Here is an 18,834-nt window from a genome sequence, read left to right on the forward strand (position 1 = left end):
GGTTCTCCCCGTGTGCCCCGCGCGTGGTGCCGCTCCGGATCGGGTGACGTCGTCAGGGTGCACGGCGCCAAGTCTCGGCGAGGTCGCCCCAGAGGTGCGCGGCGGTCTCGACTCCCTTGAGGAGCAGGCTCAGCTCGACCTTCTCGTTCGGGGCGTGCCAGCCGTCGGAGGGGACGGAGATGCCCAGAAAGAGCACGGGAGCGCCCAGGACTTCCTGGAGGTCGGCGGCGGGACCCGAGCCGCCCTCGCGGGTGAAGCGGACAGGGCTTTCGAAGGCGCGGCCCATGGCGCGGACGACGGCCTGGAGTGCGGGGTGGTCCAGCGGGGTCAGACACGGCCGGGTGGCGGGGCTGAAGGTGATCTCGTGCCGGATCCCGGCGGGCACCTGCGCGTCGGCCCAGGCGCGTACGGCTTTCTCGACCTGGTCGGGGTCCTGTCCGGCGACGAGCCGGAAGGACAGCTTCACGAAGGCCGAGGACGGGATGATCGTCTTGCTGCCGGGGCCCTGGTAGCCACCGCCGATGCCGTTGACCTCGGCGGTGGGGCGGGCCCAGACGCGCTCCAGGGTGGTGTGTCCGGCTTCGCCGTGGGCGGCGTGGGACTTGGCGGTGCGCAGCCACCGCTGCTCGTCGAAGGGCAGTTCGGCGAAGAGTTCGCGTTCGCGGTCGGTGAGTTCGACGATTCCGTCGTAGAAGCCGGGGACGGCCACGCGTGCGTGTTCGTCGTGGAGGGCGGCGACGAGGCGGGCGACGGCGGTGGCCGGGTTGGGCACGGCACCGCCGAAGGAGCCGGAGTGGATGTCCTGGTCGGGGCCGAAGAGGCGGATCTCGCACTCGGCGAGACCGCGCATGCCGGTGCACACCGTGGGTGTGTCCTCGGACCACATGCCGGTGTCGGAGACGATGACGGCGTCGGCGGCGAGCCGTCCGGCGTTGTCCTCGACGAGGGCGCGGAAGTTCGGGGAGCCGGACTCCTCCTCGCCCTCGATCAACAGTTTGAGGTTGACGGCGGGGGCGGTGCGGCCGGTGGCGGCGAGGTGGGCGCGTACGCCCAGGGTGTGGAAGAAGACCTGTCCCTTGTCGTCGGCGGCCCCGCGCGCGTAGAGGCGGTCGTCGCGGACGACGGGCTCGAAGGGGTCGCTGTCCCAGCCGTCCTCGCGGGCGGCGGGCTGCACGTCGTGGTGGCCGTAGACGAGGACCGTGGGCGCCTGAGGGTCGCCCGAGGGCCACTCCGCGTAGACGGCGGGGGCGCCGGGCGTGCGCCACACCTCGGCAGTGGGGAAGCCGTTCTCCTTCAGTTTCGCGGCGAGCCAGTCCGCGCTGCGCCGTACGTCGGGTGCGTGGTCCGGCTGGGCCGACACCGACGGGATGCGCAGCCACTCGGCGAGGTCGTCGAGGAAGGCGGCACGGTGCCGCTCGACGTGCGTGCGGACGGCGCTGACGGCACTGTCAACGGGATGGCTCATGGTCACGAGCCTATCGGCCCGCGCCGACATCCTCTCCGGGCGGTTGTGCACGCCTCTCACGCGCGGAGGGCTGTCCGGGATGGTCCTCGGCGGCTTCGTCCTGCGTCAACAGGCGCTCCAGCGCGGCTCGGTCCGGCAGTTCTTCGGGGTGGACGACCTCTCCGGTGCGCACGTACACGAAGGCCGCTGTGACGGATTCCACGGGCACGCCCTGCTGCTCGGCCCAGGCGAGCCGGTACAGCGCGAGCTGAAGGGGGTCGGCGGTGCGCCCCCGGTTGGTCTTCCAGTCGACGATCTCGTAGGTGGCCGTCTCGTCGTCGCCCTCTTTGTAGACGGCGTCGATGCGGCCGCGGATGACGCGGCCGGCGAGGGTCAGCTGGAAGGGCGCTTCGACGCGGTGAGGGGTGCGGCGGGCGTACTCGGTGCGTTCGAAGGCGTCCTTGAGTGCCTCCAGGTCCCGTTCGTCGGTGATCTCGGCGTCCCCGCCGGGCAGTTCGTCCGGTTCGAGCAGGGGGAGGGTGAGTTCTTCGAAGCGGGCTTCGACCCAGGCGTGGAAGCGGGTGCCGCGGCGGGCGGCGGGTTGCGGCGGCAGGGGCATGGGGCGGGCGAGTTCCTGGGCGAAGCCGTCCGGGTCGGCTGCGAGGCGCAGCAGTTGGGAGGCGGTCAGTGTGGCGGGCAGGGGCACGTCGGTGACGCTCTGCCGGGCGCGCTGGAGCTCTCCGGTGAGGGCGTCGAGGTCGCGGTCCCAGGAGGCGATGGTGCGGGCTTCCTCGGGGGTGAGGCGGGTGCGGCGCGGCTCGGGCGGGTGGGGGCGGGCGGCGGGCTGTTCGGGCGGCGGGGCCTGGTGCGGAACGGTGGGGCGGGCCGGGGTCCACTCGTCCTCCCAGTGGACGGGGGCTTCGCCGGAGCCGTCGGGCCCGTCGTCCTCGAAGGGGTCGCCGGCTTCGTCGTACGGCGGTTCGTCGTAGAGGGTTTCCTCGTGGGGCGGTTCGTCGTGGGCTGGGTCCTCGTCCGGCGGCGGCCACTCCGGGTGGTCGGTGGTCTCGGGGCCGTGCGCGGCGATGTCGCGCCGGTCGTCGGGCGCGGTGTCCGGCTGGTGGTGTGTGCGGGCGGCGAGGGCGTCCAGGTGGGCGAGGACGGTCGCGGCGGCGGCGCGGCGGCGGGCCAGGGCATCGGCGTCCAGGGGCAGCGGCCAGGCGTGGTCGGCGGCGGCGTGGTGGAGGGCTGGGTTCTCGGCGTCGTCGTCGGGTTCGTCGGCCCAGGCCTCGATCTCGCCGTGGCCGGCCGCGCAGTGGTCGTGGAGGGCCTGGAGGAAGGCGGAGGGGCCACGGGGCTTCTTCTGGTTGGGGCCCCACCAGTGGCCGGATCCCAGGAGCAGCGAGCGGGGGCGGGTGAAGGTGACGTAGCCGAGACGGAGTTCCTCGGTGTGCTGGTGCTCCTTCATGGCCTCGTGGAAGGCCTTCATGCCGCGCGAGTCCCAGTCCTGGATGTCGGGGAGCGTGTCGGCGTCGCCGCGCAGCGCGTGCGGCAGCACCTTGGCCTGGGCGGTCCACTTCTCGCGGCCCTGACCACTGGGGAAGGTGCCGTCGACCAGGCCGGGGACGGCGACGACGTCCCACTCCAGGCCCTTGGACTTGTGCGCGGTGAGGACCTTGACGGTGTTCTCGCCACCGGGCAGCGCGTTGTCGAGGCCCTTCTCGTACTGGGCGGCGGTGCGCAGGAAACCGAGGAACGCGAGAAGGCTGGCCTCGTTCTCGCCGGCGGCGAAGGAGGCGGCGATGTCCAGGAAGTTCGACAGGGTCTCACGTCGGCGGGCGGCCAGGGCGTGCGGGGAGGCCGACAGTTCCACCTCGAGGCCGGTGACGGCGAGGACGCGGTGCAGGACGTCCATCAGGGGGTCGGCCAGGGATCGGCGCAGGTCGCGCAGTTCGGCGGCGAGCCGGGCGAAGCGTACGCGCGCGTCCTGCGAGAAGGGCAGCCCGTCGTCGCCGCCGGTGCCCGCGGTGTTGTGGAGGGGTGATTCCAGGAAGGTGTCGAGGGCGTCGGCGAGCGAGATCACTTCGGAGGGGTCGACGCCTTCGACGGCTTGGGCGAGGCGTCGGTCGGGGTCGTCCGCGTCGTCCACGCGCGCGTGGGTCACCAGCAGCCGGGCCCGCCGCCCGAGGAGGGCGAGGTCGCGTGGGCCGATGCGCCAGCGCGGGCCGGTGAGCAGGCGCACCAGGGAGGCGTTGGCGCCGGGGTCCTGGAGGACCTCGCAGACGGCGACGAGGTCGGCGACCTCCGGCAGGTGCAGCAGCCCGGAGAGGCCCACGACTTCCACGGGGACGTCCCGGGCGACGAGTGCGCCCTGGATCTCCGCGAAGTCGGTGGCGGTGCGGCACAGGACGGCGATCTCGCCGGGCGCCTTGCCGGTGGCGACCAGGTGGGCGACGGAGTCGGCGATCCAGGCGATCTCCTCGGCGTGGGTGGCCAGGAGAGCGCAGCGCACGAGTCCGTCGCGTTCGGCGCCCGGGGCGGGGCGCAGGGCTTCCACGCCCGCGTGCATGGCGCGCAAGGGCTCGGCGAGGCCGTTGGCGAGGTCGAGCAGACGGCCGCCGCTGCGGCGGTTCTCGCTGAGGGCCTGGCGGGTGGCGGGGCGGCCGTCGGCGTGGGCGAAGTGCTCGGGGAAGTCGTCGAGGTTGGCGACGGAGGCGCCGCGCCAGCCGTAGATCGCCTGGCAAGGGTCGCCCACGGCGGTGACGGGGTGGCCGGTGCCGCCGCCGAAGAGGCCGGCGAGCAGGATGCGCTGGGCCACGGAGGTGTCCTGGTATTCGTCCAGGAGGACGACGCGGAACTCCTCCCGCAGGAGCCGGCCGACTTCGGGGACCTGGGCGAGTCGTGCCGCCAGGGCGATCTGGTCGCCGAAGTCGAGCAGGTCGCGTTCGCGCTTGGCGGCCCGGTAGCGGCGCACGAGTTCGGTGAGTTCGCGTCGGGCCGCCGCGGCGTCGGGCACCTTGCGCAGGTCGGCGTTGCTGAGTTTCGCGCCTTCCAGGGTGTGCAGGAGTTCGGCGTCCCATGCGCGCAGGTCCTCGGGGGCGACGAGGTGCTCGGCGAGTTCGGCGTCGAGGGCGAGGAGGTCGCTGACCAGGTCGGCGAAGGAGCGGGTGAGCGCGGGGTAGGGGCCGGGCGCCTCGCGCAGCACGCGGGCGGCGAGCTGGTAGCGGGTGGCGTCGGCGAGCAGCCGGGAGGTCGGCTCCAGACCGATGCGCAGGCCGTGGTCGGTGAGCAGCCGGCCGGCGAAGGAGTGGTAGGTGGAGATGACCGGCTCGCCAGGCGGGTTGTCCGGGTCGATGACGTCGGGGTCGGTGACGCCGGCTTTGACCAGCGCCCTGCGGACGCGTTCGGCGAGTTCGCCGGCGGCCTTGTTGGTGAAGGTGAGGCCGAGGACCTGTTCGGGGGCGACCTGTCCGGTGCCGACGAGCCACACCACGCGCGCGGCCATCACCGTCGTCTTGCCGGAGCCGGCGCCGGCCACGATCACCTGCGGGGCGGGCGGCGCGGTGATGCAGGCCGTCTGCTCCGGGGTGAAGGGGATGCCGAGGAGCTCCTTGAGCTGCTCGGGGTCGGTGATGCGGGCTGGCATGTGGCGAAGGCTAGCGGCGGGCACTGACAGTCGATGACGAACCGCCCGCTGTCGCGCCGGAAAGCGCAGGTCAGCAGGTGTGGTGCGGTCCATCACACCGGTGTGTTCACTCCACGACGTGGCGTCCTTCAGGGCGGGCGCTGCATGACGCCCGGAAGGCGCAGTGGGTGCAGTGCTGCCCCGCGGTGGGCGTGAACCGCTCGTCGAGGACCTTTCCGGCGGCGGTGGCGAGCAGGTCGCCGACCCACTCTCCAGCGGTTCCTTCGAGGACTTCCTGGGCCTGGACCTTGGGCAGGCGGTCGCCGCCGTCCCGTTTGGCGGCTCCCTGGCGCAGGTGGACGAGTTCGGCGCCGCCCGGCTGGGGGCGGGCCCCGTCGAAGGCGTCGTCGACGGCGCCCTCGCGGACGGCGAGCTGGTAGACGGCGAGCTGGGGGTGGCGTTCCACCTCGCGCGCGGTGGGCGCGTGTTTGCCGGTCTTGAAGTCGACGACGTAGGCGCGGCCCTCGGCGTCGGTCTCGACGCGGTCCATCTGGCCGCGGATGCGCACCTCGTACTCGCCCGCCTCCAGGGTGACGTCGAAGTCGTGCTCGCTGGCCACCGGTGTGCGGCCGGCGCGCAGGCCGCCCGAGTCGACGTGCCATGTCAGGAAGCGTTCGAGGGCAGCGCGCGCGTTGGCCTTCTCCTGGTCCGACTTCCAGGGCGCGTCGAAGGCGAGCGCGTTCCACACCGACTCGAGGCGCTCCATGAGGACTGCGAGGTCGGCGGGGGTGTGCCCGGAGGCGACCTCGTCGGCGAGGACGTGCACGACGTTGCCGAAGCCCTGGGCGGCGGTGGCGGGGGCGTCGGCCTTCACCTCGCGGCCGAGGAACCACTGGAGGGCGCAGGTGTTGGCGAGCTGGTCCAGCGCGCTGCCGGACAGGGCCACGGGCCGGTCGCGGTCGCGCAGCGGCACCTTGCTCTCGGTCGGGTCGAACATGCCCCACCAGCGGTAGGGGTGCGCCGACGGGGCCAGCGGCCGGCCGTCCTCGTCGCTGAGCGCGGCGAGGCGGGCCAGGCGGCGGGCGGCGGCCTCCCTGAGGGCGGCGGACGCGCGCGGGTCGACCGTCGTGGCGCGCAGTTCGGCGACCAGCGCGGCGACGGACAGGGGGCGGCGGGGGCGGCCGGTGACGTCCTTGGGTTCGACGCCGAGTTCGGTGAGGAAGCGGGAGGGCTGGTCGCCGTCGTCGGCGGGGGCCTTCACCGCGGTGACGACGAGGCGGTCACGCGCGCGTGTGGCGGCGACGTAGAAGAGGCGGCGTTCCTCGGCGAGCAGGGCGCCGGGAGTGAGCGGTTCGGCGAGTCCGTCGCGGCCGATGCGGTCGGCTTCCAGGAGGGAGCCGCGGCGGCGCAGGTCCGGCCACAGCCCCTCCTGGACGCCGGCCACGACGACCAGGCTCCACTCCAGGCCCTTGGCGCGGTGCGCGGTCATCAGGCGGACGGCGTCGGGGCGCACGGCGCGCCGGGTGAGGGTGTCGGCGGCGATGTCCTCGGCCTCGATCTCGGCGAGGAAGTTCAGGGCGCCCCGGCCTCCGGTGCGTTCCTCAGCGCGCGCGGCGGTGGCGAACAGGGCGCACACGGCGTCCAGGTCGCGGTCGGCGTTGCGGCCGGCCGCGCCGCCGCGCCGGACGGCCCGTTCCAGTCGGGTGGGCCAGGGGGTGCCCTCCCAGAGGTCCCACAGCGCTTCCTCGGCGGTGCCGCCGCCGGCGAGCCGCTCGCGTGCCTTGCGCAGCAGCGCGCCGAGGCGTTGCGCTCCGCGGGCGTAGGCGGGGTCATGGGTGATCAGCCGTTCCGGCTCGGCGAGAGCCCGCGCGAGCAGTTCGTCGGAGGGCGGCGGCAGCGGGTCGCCGGCGGCGCGCTCCTCCTCGCGCAGGGCGCGTCCGAGGCGACGCAGGTCGGCGGCGTCCATGCCGGCGAGGGGGGAGGCGAGGAGCGTGAGGGCGGTCTCGACGTCGAGCCAGTCCGGGACGGTGCCGCCGCGGGGCGCGGCTGCCCCGTCGTCGGTCCCGTCACCCGACGGCGGGGCGGTGTCCCGCGCCGCCGCGGTGCTCGCCTCGGACGCCGCGGTGCTCGCCTCGGACGCCGTGGCGCCCGTCTCCGCCGCCGTGGCGCCCGCTTCGGCCATCGCCACCGCGCGCAGTGCCGTGAGCAGGGGGGCGACCGCCGGTTCGTGGCGGAGGGGGAGGTCGTCGCCGTCGATGTCGAGGGGGACGCCGGCGGCCGTCAGGGCGCGGCGGACCGTCGGGATGGTGCGTGCGCCCGCGCGCACGAGGACGGCCATCTCGCCCCAGGGCACGCCGTCCTCGAGGTGCGCGCGGCGCAGGATGTCGGCGATGTTGTCCAGCTCGGTGCCGGCCGTCGGGTACGTGTACACCTCGACGCGGCCGCCCTCGCGCACGGGGGCGAGTTCGCGGTGGGCGCGGACCTTCTGGGCGGGGAGCCGTGTCAGGGGCATCCGCTGGGTGAGCAGCCGGGTGGCCGCCAGCAGGGCGGCCCCGGAGCGCCGGGAGGTCCGCAGGACCTCGACGGGGGCCGGGCGGCCGTCGAGGCGCGGGAAGGCCTGGGGGAAGTCCAGGATGCCGTTCACGTCGGCGCCCCGGAAGGCGTAGATCGACTGGTCGGGGTCGCCGAGGGCGACGAGGGTGCGACCGCCGCCGGCGAGGGCGTCGAGCAGCCGCACCTGGGCGGGGTCGGTGTCCTGGTACTCGTCGACGTAGACGGCGTCGTACTGGGCGGCGAGCCGCTGGGCGACCTCGGGGCGGTGCGCGAGGAGGACCGCGCGGTGGACGAGTTCGGCGTAGTCGATCACGCCGTGCAGGTCGAGGACGTCGAGGTACTCGGCGAGGAAGGCCGCCGCGGCCTGCCAGTCGGGCCGGCCGGTGCGGCCCGCGAAGGCGTCCAGGGCGTCGGGGCCGAGACCGAGTTCGCGGGTGCGGGCGAGCACCGCGCGGACCTCGTCGGCGAAGCCGCGCGTGGTGAGGCACGCGCGCAGCTCGTCCGGCCAGCGCACGTGTGTGAGGCCGAGGCGTTGCAGGTCGATCTGGCCCTCGAGCAGCTGGCGGACGGCCACGTCCTGCTCCGGGCCGGACAACAGTCGCAGCGGCTCGGCGAACAGGTCGCTGTCCTGGTGAGCGCGGACCAGGGCGTAGCAGTACGAGTGGAAAGTGGTCGCCTGAGGGGCGCGGGCGGCTCCCATGCGCAGCGCCATGCGGTCGCGGAGTTCGACGGCGGCCTTGCGGCTGAAGGTGAGCACGAGGATGCGCGCGGGGTCCGCGCCGCGGGCGACGCGGGCGGCGACGGACTCGACGAGGGTGGTGGTCTTCCCGGTGCCCGGCCCCGCGAGGACGAGCAGCGGACCGGTGGTGTGGTCAACCACGGAGCGCTGGGCGGCGTCAAGACGAGGGGGATCGACGGGGGCCGGCGGGGTACGTACCAGTCGGTAAGCGCCACGACTCCCCTGTCGCACCGGAGAGTGCGACAGGCGCCTGGTGGAGGAAGAGGAGCTCACGTGGTTCGCCGGTCCTGGTGGTTGTGCTGGTCGGAGCGCCGCTCGGGGAGAGCGGTGGTCGGGGGATGAGGGGGACGCGCGCGGTCGACGCTACGCCGACAGGGCGACCGGAGGGGTTACTTCCGCTTCGTCCCTCGTGCCCCGCACGGCCCGCGGGCCACGCATGTCCCACGCCTGTCGAACGTACGCCATGCCGACGGCGTGCCCCGATTCCCCCGAACGGGCCACAGGCTCCCGCACGGCACGGTTCATGGCGGAAGCTGTCAGGTGTGACCCTCCGCACGTTCGGCGCCGTCCCATCGCGCGCGTCTCATGTCGAGGCGCGGCAGATGGCCCTCCGCGGTTCTGCTCGCCTCTTTGAGCGGCGTGCCCTCCGCGCGGTAGCGGTCCAGGGCCCGCAGCTCGTGGCCCGGCAGGAGCACCCCGTCGGCGCGCACCACACGCCACCACGGGACGGCGCCGCCGTAGAGGGCCATCACCCGGCCGACCTGCCGGGGGCCGCCCTCCCCCAGCCACTCGGCGACGTCCCCGTACGTCATGACCCGGGCGGGCGGGATGGACTCGGCCACTTCGAGAACCCGCTCGGCGTACTCGGGCAGCGCGTCGTCCGGGTGCTCCGCGCGGGTGGCTTCGTGTTCCGCGCGGGCGTCGTCCGGGAGGCTCAGCTCGCTCACCCCTCCCATCCTGCCGCACGCCACCGACAACGCGACCGCCGGTCGACGGTGAGTGACTCTCGCCCGAAGGCGACGCTTCGGGCAGACTGTGCGATCCCGTATTTGCACCCTGATGCCCCCGTGTGTCGGTGCGGCATGCCACCATCGTGCGGGCGGTGACCGGTGATACGAGACCAAGAAGAGACGATGAAGCAGCAGGGTGTGCGTCCCGAGGGAGCAGAGGGCACCTCTGACGCTGCGTCGCGCCCGGACCCCGCGCGAAAGGCGGAGCAGAACGCGAAAGCGCTCGCGGAAAAGACGGCGGGCCAGGACCCCGAGCTCGTCGAAGTGACGCACATCGACGAGGTCGAGGGCGACGAGCCGCTGCTCCCCGCGCGCGTGCACCGCCCCTCCGACCTCATGCGGCTCCTGGTGGGCGTCCTCGGCGTGATCGTCCTGATCGCCATCGCCGCCTTCGCCCACGGGACGACCTCCGGCCTCGAACAGGACATCAACAAGGGCACGGGGCAGGCCCCCGATCTCCTCATCAAGATCGCCGGCCTGGCGTCCAGCATCGCGATCCTGCTGGTCCCGGTCGCCTTCGCCATCGAACGGCTGATCAAACGGGACGGGCTGCGCATCGCCGACGGCGTGCTCGCGGCCGTCCTCGCACACGGGGTGACCCTCGCCACCGACCTGTGGGTGGCCAAGGCGGCCCCGGACTCGATCCAAGAGGCGCTCACCCAGCCCTCCCCCGGCGACATCACCGCTCTCACCGACCCCGTGCACGGCTACCTCGCGCCCGTCATCGCCTACATGACGGCCGTCGGCATGTCGCGCCGGCCGCGATGGCGGGCCGTGCTGTGGATCGTGCTGCTCCTCGACGCCTTCTCGATGCTGGTCACCGGCTACACGACCCCGTTCTCGATCATCCTGACGGTGCTGATCGGCTGGACGGTGGCGTACGGCACCCTGTACGCCGTCGGCTCGCCGAACGTCCGCCCCACCGGCCGGACCCTGATGGCGGGACTGCGGCACGTCGGCTTCCGCCCGGTCAGCGCGGCCCGCCAGGAGGTCGCCGACACCCCGGAGACCGGCGACCGAGGGCGGCGCTACTTCGTCACCCTGGAGGACGGCCCGCCGCTGGACGTCACGGTGGTCGACCGTGAGCAGCAGGCGCAGGGCTTCTTCTACCGCGCGTGGCGCAATCTGACGCTGCGCGGTTTCGCCACCCGCAGCAGCCTTCAGTCGTTGCGCCAGGCACTGGAGCAGGAAGCGCTGCTCGCCTACGCGGCCATCGCGGCCGGCGCCAACGCGCCCAAGCTGATCGCGACCTCCGAGCTGGGTCCGGACGCCGTGATGCTCATCTACGAGCACACCGGCGGCCGCACCCTGGACTCGCTGCCGGACGAGGAGATCACCGACGACCTGCTGCGCGACGCCTGGCACCAGGTGCGCGCCCTGCAGTCCCGGCGGATCGCGCACCGCAGACTGGTGGGCGACGCGATCCTGGTGGATCGTTCCGGCACGGTGATCCTCACCGACCTCCGGGTCGGCGAGATCGCGGCCGGTGACCTGCTGCTGCGCATGGACACCTCGCAACTGCTGGTGACGCTCGGCCTGCGGGTGGGCGCGGAGCGCGCGGTCGCCTCGGCGGTGGGCGTGCTCGGTCCCGACGCCGTCGCCGACTGTCTGCCGATGCTCCAGCCCATCGCGCTCAGCCGCTCCACCCGCGCGACGCTGCGCAGACTGGCCCGGGAGCGGGCGCAGCGCGAGCGTGACGCCGTGCTGGAGGCCTCCCAGCAGGCCAAGCTGGACCGCCAGGAGGCCGCGGGCGACGCTCCCGCGGTGACCTTGGAGAAGTCCGCCAAGAAGGTCGAGCGCGCGGAGGCGCGGGCCGAGAAGCGGGCCATCGACGAGGCGCTGGAGGAGGCCCGCGAGGAGGATCTGCTGACGCAGATCCGGCACGAGGTGCTGCGGATCCGGCCCCAGGCGCCGGTCGAGCCGGCCCGGCTGGAGCGGGTGCGTCCGCGCACCCTGATCAGCTTCATCGCCGGCGCCATCGGCGCGTACTTCCTGCTGACGCAGCTCACGCACATCGAGTTCGGCCCACTCGTCGCCAACGCGGAGTGGGGATGGGTCGCCGCGGCGGTGCTGTTCTCGGCACTCAGCTATGTCGCCGCGGCGATGAGCCTGCTGGGGTTCGTGCCGGAGCGGGTGCCGTTCCCGCGCACGGTGGCGGCGCAGGTGGCGGGGTCCTTCGTGAAGATCGTGGCGCCGGCCGCCGTCGGAGGGGTCGCCCTGAACACGCGCTTCCTGCAGCGTGCGGGCGTGCGGCCGGGGCTCGCGGTAGCGAGCGTGGGTGCCTCGCAGCTGTTCGGGCTCGGCTGCCACATCCTGATGCTGCTGTCGTTCGGCTACCTCACCGGCACCGAGAAGACGCCGTCGCTGTCGCCGTCCCGCACCGTGATCGCGGGCCTGCTGACGGTGGCGGTGCTGGTGCTCGTGGTCACCTCGGTGCCGTTCCTGCGGAAGTTCGTCGTCACGCGCGTGAGGTCGCTGTTCGCCGGGGTCGTGCCGCGCATGCTGGACGTGCTCCAGCGACCGCAGAAGCTCGTCACCGGCATCGGCGGCATGCTGCTGCTCACCGCCTGCTTCGTGATGTGCCTGGACGCGTCGATCCGCGCGTTCGGCGACCAGGACGCCTCGATCAGCATCGCCAGCGTCGCCGTCGTCTTCCTCGCGGGCAACGCGCTCGGCTCGGCCGCCCCGACGCCGGGCGGTGTCGGCGCGGTCGAGGCGACCCTGACCGTCGGTCTCATCGCGGTCGGCCTGCCCAAGGAGGTCGCCGCGCCGGCCGTCCTGCTGTTCCGGCTGCTCACGCTGTGGATCCCGGTGTTGCCGGGCTGGCTGGCCTTCAACCATCTGACCCGCAAGGGCGCCCTCTGAGGCGACGCGTCGGCGTGAGGGCGTCGCGCACCACGAAGCCACCGGCCACCCGTACCTCGTACGGACCGCGTCCCGCGCGCGTGCTTCCGCGCCACCTCAGGATGGGAGCATGCCGAATCCCTCCCGTGTGCGCGCCGCCGCCCTGACCGTCGCCGTCCTTGTGTCGTCGTGCCTGGTGGCGGGCTGCGGCGGCGACTCCCCGCAGGCGGACCTGTCGGCGCAGGAACTGCGGTGGGAGGACTGCCCGGCGCCGTCGCCGGCGGAGGGCGGCGGCAGCGCGCCGTCCCCACTGCCCGACGGCGGCACCTGGCAGTGCGCCACGATGCGGGCGCCGCTGGACTGGGCCAAGCCGAAGGGCGACACGATCGGCATCGCGCTGATCCGGGCCCGGGCCAGCGGCGAGGCGAGCCGGCGGATCGGCTCCCTGGTGTTCAACTTCGGCGGCCCCGGCGGCTCGGGCGTCGCCACCCTGCCCGCGTTCGCCGAGGACTACGCGACCCTGCGCACCCGCTACGACCTGGTCAGCTTCGACCCCCGAGGCGTCGGCCGCAGCGCCGGCGTGCGCTGCGAGAACGACCAGCAGCTCGACGCCTACTTCCAGCAGGACATGACACCGGACGACGCCGCCGAGCGCACCTCCTACGTGGACAACGTCCAGGAGTTCAACGGCGCCTGCGAGAAGAACTCGAAGACGATGCTGCCGCACGTGCGCACCACCGACGCGGCCCGTGACATGGACCTCATGCGCCAGGTCCTCGGCGACGACAAGCTGCACTACTTCGGCATCTCCTACGGCACCGAACTCGGCGGCGTCTACGCCCACCTCTTCCCCCAACGGGTCGGGCGGGCCGTGTTCGACGCGGTCGTCGACCCGACGCAGACGCCCGAGCAGGGCTCGCTGGGGCAGGCCCAGGGCTTCCAGCTCGCACTCGACAACTTCGCCGAGGACTGCACGTCGAAGGTCGAGGACTGCCCCATCGGCGACACCGCGCAGGACGTCAAGGACAAGATCGCCCGCTTGCTGAAGGACCTCGACAGCAAGCCGATCCCGGGGATCTTCCCCCGAGAGCTGACCCAGAGCGCCGCGACCAACGGCATCGCGCAGGCTCTGTACTCGAAGGACTTCTGGGAGTACCTGACCGAAGGGCTGGAGCAGGCCTACGACGGGGACGGCAGGACCCTGATGCTGCTGTCCGACTCGATGAACGGCCGCAGCGAGAACGGCGAGTACAGCAACATCGCCGCCGCCAACGTGTCGATCAACTGCGCCGACGACAAGCCGCGTTACTCGCCCGACTTCGTGCAGGCCAAGCTGCCGGAGTTCCGCGCCGCCTCCCCACTGTTCGGGGACTTCCTGGCCTGGAGCATGGTCAGCTGTACGGACTGGGCGGTGCCGGGCGCGGCCGACCATCCCGACGTCAGCGCTCCCGGCTCGGCCCCGATCCTCGTCGTGGGCAACACCGGTGACCCGGCCACTCCGTACGAGGGCGCGCGGAAGATGGTGGACGCGCTGGGCAAGGGCGTCGGCGTGGAGCTGACCTACCGGGGACAGGGACACGGCGCCTACGACAGCAAGAACAAATGCGTGCAGCGGGCGGTCGACGGATACCTGCTGGACGGACGGGTGCCGCCGGCGGGAACCATCTGCTCCTAAGCAAAGTCGCAGGTCAGAGAGTTATCCACAGGCTCCGACGGGTCGGCGGTGATCCGCCTACCATGGCATGACCGCCGTTCGCGGACACAGTCGGACGGCTTGTGAGGGGGGAAGAGGCATGAGGCTTTTCACACGGTGGACGGCGCGGTGGACGGGGCGGCGGTCTGCCCGTTGGACGGCGTTGGGGGCGGCCACCGCGCTGCTGGTGACGGGCTGCGGCGGCGGCTCGTCGTCCGACGGCAAGGGAGGTGGCGGCGAGAAGGCGAAGGACCGCGCCCGCCCGTCCGCCACCGTGCCCGACGGCGGCGCCGCACCGGCGTCGGCGCTGCCCACGTCCCTCACCTCGCAGAAACCAGACTGGGGGCGATGCCGCTCCACCGAGGGCGCCCCCGCACCAGGCGACGACTGGCAATGCGCGACGCTGAAGGTCCCCCTCGACTGGGCCCGGCCCGACGGCGAGACGATCGGCCTCGCACTGATCCGGTCCAAGGCCAAGGGCAAGGACGAGGACCGCATCGGCTCGCTGCTGTTCAACTTCGGCGGCCCGGGCGGATCGGGTGTGTCGACGATGCCGTCGTACGCCTCCGCGGTGTCCTCGCTGCACGAGGGCTACGACCTGGTCAGCTGGGACCCACGCGGTGTCGGCGCGCAGGACGGGGTCCGCTGCCGCGGCGACAAGCAGATCCAGGCAGCCGAGGCCGTCGACTCCACCCCTGACGACGCGGCCGAGGAACGGGCGTTCCTGAAGGACGCCTCCGACTTCGCCCAGGGATGCCGGAAGGCCGCCGGGAAGAAGACGGCCCATGTCTCCACCACCGACACGGCCCGCGACATGGACCTGATGCGCCAGGTCCTCGGCGACGACGAGCTGCACTACTTCGGCATCTCCTACGGCACCGAACTGGGCGGCGTCTACGCCCACTTGTTCCCGAAGAACGTGGGCCGCGTGGTCCTCGACGCGGTGGTCGACCCGACCGCCGACACCGTGGGCCACGCCAAGAACCAGGCCAAGGGCTTCCAGTTGGCGCTCGACAACTACCTCAGGTCGACCGGCCAGGACCCGAGGCGGGGCAGCGAGAAGATCGCCGCGCTCTTGAAGCGGATCGACTCCGAGCCGCTGCCGACCTCGTCCGGACGCACGCTCACACAGACGCTCGCGGTCATCGGCATCGTGGTGCCGCTGTACAGCGAGGCGGCCTGGCCCAGTCTGACCAGCGCCCTCAAATCGGCCTACCAGGGCGACGGCTCGGAGCTGCTGCGCCTCGCCGACGCCTACAACGACCGCGACGCCGACGGGCACTACGGCACATCGAACCACGCGCAACGGCTCATATCGTGCTTGGACGACAGGCAGCGGCCGACGGTCGAGGAGACGAAGAGGCTGCTGCCGGAGTTCGAGAGGATCTCCCCCGTGTTCGGCTCGTTCCTCGGCTGGGACACGGCCGGGTGGTGCCACGACTGGCCGGTGGCGGGCCAGTTCGACACACCGGAGGTGAGCGCGGCGGGCTCGGCACCGATCCTGCTGGTCGGCAACACCGGGGACCCGGCGACACCGTACGAGGGGGCTCGCAGGATGGCGGACGAACTCGGCCGGGGCGTCGGGGTGTTGCTCACGTGGAAGGGCGAGGGGCGCGGCGCCTACGGGAGCGGGAGCAGCTGCGTCGACTCGGCGGTGAACGGCTATCTGCTGAACGGCAAGACGCCGAAGGACGGCACGGTCTGCTCATGACGACGGCGGGGGTCCCACACACCCGTGGTGCGCGAAACCCCCGCCGCCGGAACCGATGGGCCGGATCGGCCGGCCGGTCAGTAGACCGGCTTGTCCGGCTCGATCTGGTTGACCCAGCCGATCACGCCGCCGCCGACGTGCACCGCGTCCGCGAAGCCCGCGGACTTCAGGACCGCGAGGACTTCCGCACTGCGGACACCTGTCTTGCAGTGCAAGACGATCTTCTTGTCCTGGGGCAGGCTCTGCAGGGCGGTGCCCATGAGGAACTCGTTCTTCGGGATCAGCGTGGCGCCCGGGATGGAGACGATCTCGTACTCGTTCGGCTCGCGGACGTCGATGATCTCGAGGTTCTCGCCGTCGTCGATCCACTCCTTGAGCTGCTTGGGAGTGATCGTCGAGCCGGCGGCCGCTTCCTGGGCCTCCTCGGAGACGACGCCGCAGAAGGCCTCGTAGTCGATGAGCTCGGTGACGGTCGCGTTCTCGCCGCAGACCGCGCAGTCCGGGTCCTTGCGGACCTTGACCTGGCGGTACTGCATCTCCAGGGCGTCGTAGATCATCAGGCGGCCGACCAGCGGCTCGCCGATGCCCGCGAGGAGCTTGATGGCCTCGTTGACCTGGATGGAGCCGATGGACGCGCACAGCACGCCGAGCACGCCGCCCTCGGCGCAGGAGGGGACCATGCCGGGGGGCGGGGGCTCCGGGTAGAGGCAGCGGTAGCAGGGGCCGTGCTCCGACCAGAACACGGACGCCTGGCCGTCGAAGCGGTAGATCGACCCCCACACGTACGGCTTGTTCAGCAGCACGCACGCGTCGTTGACCAGGTAGCGGGTCGCGAAGTTGTCCGTGCCGTCGACGATCAGGTCGTACTGGCCGAAGATGTCCATCACGTTGTCGGCCTCGAGCCGCTCCTCGTGAAGGACCACGTTGACGTACGGGTTGATGCCGAGGACGGAGTCGCGCGCGGACTCAGCCTTGGAGCGGCCGATGTCGGCCTGGCTGTGGATGATCTGACGCTGCAGATTGGACTCGTCCACCTCGTCGAACTCCACGATGCCGAGCGTGCCCACGCCCGCCGCGGCCAGGTACATCAGCGCCGGCGAGCCCAGGCCGCCGGCGCCGACACACAGCACCTTGGCGTTCTTCAGCCGCTTCTGCCCGTCCATCCCGACGTCGGGGATGATCAGGTGGCGGGAGTACCGGCGGACCTCGTCTACGGTGAGCTCGGCGGCCGGCTCGACCAGGGGTGGCAGCGACACGGGGACTCCGTTGGTCGGTCAATCACTACGGTTGTTCTCCTCGTAACACTGCCATGGGCTTCTTCATTCCGAGACACCTGTTCCGATCCGCGAGACGATCTCGTCCCAGTAGCCGGGCATGGTCTCCCAGGGGTCGGTCAGTCCGCCGCCGTCGCCGCGGTCGGTGAACCAGATGGTCGCCGCGCCGTGCCAGCGGGCGATGCGCAGCGCCTCCTCCAGGTGTGCTCGGGGCACGCCGTGGACGAAGTGGCAGAAGTGCTCGGGCGGGTAGGCGGCGGTCCACTCCGCCGCCTGCGACCAGCGGTAGTCGCTCCACGAACCGGAGAAGGTGACGAGCTGGTCGGCGTTCTCGGCGTAGCCCGGGTAGGGGTGGATGCCGTGGCCGAGAACGATGTGGGGGCTCTCGCGGAGCGTGCGCAGGGTGCTGACCGTGCGGCGGATCCCGGGGAGCGCCGTGCGGTCGGACGGGCAGCGGTCCAGGAAGAAGCCGTCGACCTGGTACCAGTCGACGTGCCGTTGCGCGTCGGAGACGACCTCGGGCAGGGCGCGGGCGCCGTGGGCGAGGTCGAGGTGGCCCACAACGCGGACGCCGGCGTTGCGGAGCCGGCCGGCGGCTTCGAGGCAGTGCGGGTCGGGGCGGACGCCGGGGCCGCCGGCGACGTCGAGGACGACCCAGTGCAGGCTTCTGCCGGGGCGGGTGAGTTCGTCCCACTCGGCCTGCGCGAGGAGGGGGTGCGCGATGCCGGGCACGCCGAAGCCGGTGCGTACGTCGGTGTCCGCGGCGCCCGCCGGGGCACCGGTCAGATACGACACGCGGCCTCCATCCAGATGTCGGCGAGGGACTCCTCCAGGTTGATCCGCGGCCGCCAGCCGAGCCGGTCGCGCGCGGTGCGCACATCGGCCTGCTGCCAGCTGCCGCAGCCGTCGGGGTACGGGTACGCGACCGGGACCGCGTGGTCGGCGTCGGCGCGGGGGTGGCCGATGGGCGGCCGGAAGTGGCCGCCGGGCGGGCCGTCGAGCTCGTGGAGGGCGCCGCCGTATCCGGCCACGCGCGCGAGGATCGCTGCGGCGTCGCGCAGCCGGACGGCGCGGCCGGAGCCGATGTTGATGACGCCCTGCGCGGCGGAGAGGGAGGCGGCGTGCACGGCGCGGGCGACGTCGCGGACGTCGACGAAGTCGCGCTGGGTCCCGAGTCCGCCGAGTTTGAGCTCCCCGTCGCCGGACTGCATGGCACGGCGCATGGCCTCGGCGAGCCGGCCGAGCGGCGAGCCGGCGGGGGTGCCGGGCCCGGCGGGCGAGAAGACCCGGAGCACCACCGCGTCGAGGCCGGAGCCGAGGACGAGTTCGGTGGCGGCGAGTTTGCTGACGCCGTACGGGCCGCCGGGACGGGGGACGGCGTCCTCGGCCGTGGAGGAGCCGGGCTGGCTCGGGCCGTACTCGGCGCCGCAGCCGATCTGGACGAGCCGTGCGCCGCAGCCGCTGCGGCGCAGAGCCTCGCAGACGGTGGCGACGGCGACAGTGTTGTGGCGGGTGAGTTCGCGGGCGCCGCCGCGGGTGGCGCCCGCGCAGTTGACGACGACCTGGGGGTGGACCGCGTCGAGGAAGCGGGTGAGCGCGCCGGGGCTGCCGGTCGCGAGGTCGAAGCGAACGTCCGCGTCGTCGCCGCGGCCGAGCGCGGTGAGCTGGACGGCCGGGTCGGCGAGCAGACGGTCGGCGACGAAGCGCCCGACGTAGCCGTTGGCTCCGATCAGCAGGACTCTCATCGTGCGGCTCCCGGGGTGTGCGCTCCGGTCGTTCCCGTGGCCGCGAGGGCGCCTGCGGCCGCCGGGGCCCCGGCGGTCCCGGTCGCTCCGGATCGGGAGGTGGTCATCTGGTCTCTCCTTCGGGTGTCGCGTGGATGGAGGAGCGCGTGCGTCGTGCGGTCCGTGCACGGTGGGGGTGGCGCTGCGCGCGGAGGTCGTG

General features: G+C 72.8%; 10 protein-coding genes. 3 read left to right on the top strand and 7 right to left on the bottom strand.

Annotated elements, in window-relative coordinates:
* Positions 1-52 precede the first annotated feature (52 nt).
* From ACIOC0_RS33705 to ACIOC0_RS33720, 4 genes are all read right to left on the bottom strand, one after another.
* A complete protein-coding gene (locus tag ACIOC0_RS33705; protein ID WP_402159515.1) occupies positions 53-1,465 on the bottom strand; it encodes a dipeptidase in 1,413 nt (470 codons plus the stop codon).
* A 10-nt stretch (positions 1,466-1,475) separates the two neighbouring features.
* The gene (locus tag ACIOC0_RS33710; protein WP_402159517.1) at positions 1,476-5,087 is read right to left on the bottom strand and encodes a UvrD-helicase domain-containing protein; all 3,612 of its coding nucleotides are present in this window, start codon (positions 5,085-5,087) and stop codon (positions 1,476-1,478) included.
* Between the two features lie 106 nt (positions 5,088-5,193).
* Positions 5,194-8,631: an ATP-dependent helicase gene (locus tag ACIOC0_RS33715; RefSeq protein WP_402159519.1), complete on the bottom strand. Its 3,438-nt coding sequence runs from the start codon at positions 8,629-8,631 to the stop codon at positions 5,194-5,196.
* Positions 8,632-8,894: 263 nt separating this feature from the next.
* Positions 8,895-9,305 carry an MGMT family protein gene (locus ACIOC0_RS33720; protein ID WP_402159521.1) on the bottom strand — a complete coding sequence of 137 codons (411 nt, stop codon included), beginning with the start codon at positions 9,303-9,305 and terminating at the stop codon, positions 8,895-8,897.
* Positions 9,306-9,491: 186 nt separating this feature from the next.
* On the opposite strand from ACIOC0_RS33720, the gene ACIOC0_RS33725 reads away from it, so the two are divergent.
* The 3 genes from ACIOC0_RS33725 (at position 9,492) to ACIOC0_RS33735 (ending at position 15,616) form a co-directional block, all read left to right on the top strand.
* Positions 9,492-12,233 carry a lysylphosphatidylglycerol synthase domain-containing protein gene (locus ACIOC0_RS33725; protein WP_402159523.1) on the top strand — a complete coding sequence of 914 codons (2,742 nt, stop codon included), beginning with the start codon at positions 9,492-9,494 and terminating at the stop codon, positions 12,231-12,233.
* A 109-nt stretch (positions 12,234-12,342) separates the two neighbouring features.
* Positions 12,343-13,887 carry an alpha/beta hydrolase gene (locus ACIOC0_RS33730; protein ID WP_402159525.1) on the top strand — a complete coding sequence of 515 codons (1,545 nt, stop codon included), beginning with the start codon at positions 12,343-12,345 and terminating at the stop codon, positions 13,885-13,887.
* Between the two features lie 118 nt (positions 13,888-14,005).
* Positions 14,006-15,616, top strand: coding sequence for an alpha/beta hydrolase (locus ACIOC0_RS33735; protein WP_402159527.1), 1,611 nt, complete (start codon positions 14,006-14,008; stop codon positions 15,614-15,616).
* Between the two features lie 77 nt (positions 15,617-15,693).
* Here the strand turns inward: ACIOC0_RS33735 and moeZ are convergent, their stop codons facing one another.
* The 3 genes from moeZ to ACIOC0_RS33750 all read right to left on the bottom strand — a co-directional run bounded on the left by moeZ (position 15,694) and on the right by ACIOC0_RS33750 (position 18,635).
* Positions 15,694-16,872 carry an adenylyltransferase/sulfurtransferase MoeZ gene (gene moeZ, locus ACIOC0_RS33740; protein ID WP_402159528.1) on the bottom strand — a complete coding sequence of 393 codons (1,179 nt, stop codon included), beginning with the start codon at positions 16,870-16,872 and terminating at the stop codon, positions 15,694-15,696.
* A gap of 63 nt (positions 16,873-16,935) precedes the next feature.
* Complete coding sequence (locus tag ACIOC0_RS33745; RefSeq protein WP_402159530.1) at positions 16,936-17,685, bottom strand: spherulation-specific family 4 protein; 750 nt, start codon at positions 17,683-17,685, stop codon at positions 16,936-16,938.
* Complete coding sequence (locus ACIOC0_RS33750; protein WP_402159532.1) at positions 17,673-18,635, bottom strand: NAD-dependent epimerase/dehydratase family protein; 963 nt, start codon at positions 18,633-18,635, stop codon at positions 17,673-17,675. Before ACIOC0_RS33750 ends, ACIOC0_RS33745 begins: the two co-directional genes overlap by 13 nt.
* Between the last annotated feature and the right edge of the window lie 199 nt (positions 18,636-18,834).

Origin of the sequence: Streptomyces sp. NPDC088254 (assembly GCF_044740925.1) — a bacterium.
In the GTDB taxonomy this organism is placed as follows: domain Bacteria; phylum Actinomycetota; class Actinomycetes; order Streptomycetales; family Streptomycetaceae; genus Streptomyces.

Coding starts and splice junctions, on each gene's coding strand:
- ACIOC0_RS33705 (WP_402159515.1), bottom strand. CDS start 1,465: ATGAGCCATCCCGTTGACAGTGCCGTCAGCGCCGTCCGCACGCACGTC.
- ACIOC0_RS33710 (WP_402159517.1), bottom strand. CDS start 5,087: ATGCCAGCCCGCATCACCGACCCCGAGCAGCTCAAGGAGCTCCTCGGC.
- ACIOC0_RS33725 (WP_402159523.1), top strand. CDS start 9,492: ATGAAGCAGCAGGGTGTGCGTCCCGAGGGAGCAGAGGGCACCTCTGAC.
- ACIOC0_RS33730 (WP_402159525.1), top strand. CDS start 12,343: ATGCCGAATCCCTCCCGTGTGCGCGCCGCCGCCCTGACCGTCGCCGTC.
- ACIOC0_RS33735 (WP_402159527.1), top strand. CDS start 14,006: ATGAGGCTTTTCACACGGTGGACGGCGCGGTGGACGGGGCGGCGGTCT.
- ACIOC0_RS33750 (WP_402159532.1), bottom strand. CDS start 18,635: ATGAGAGTCCTGCTGATCGGAGCCAACGGCTACGTCGGGCGCTTCGTC.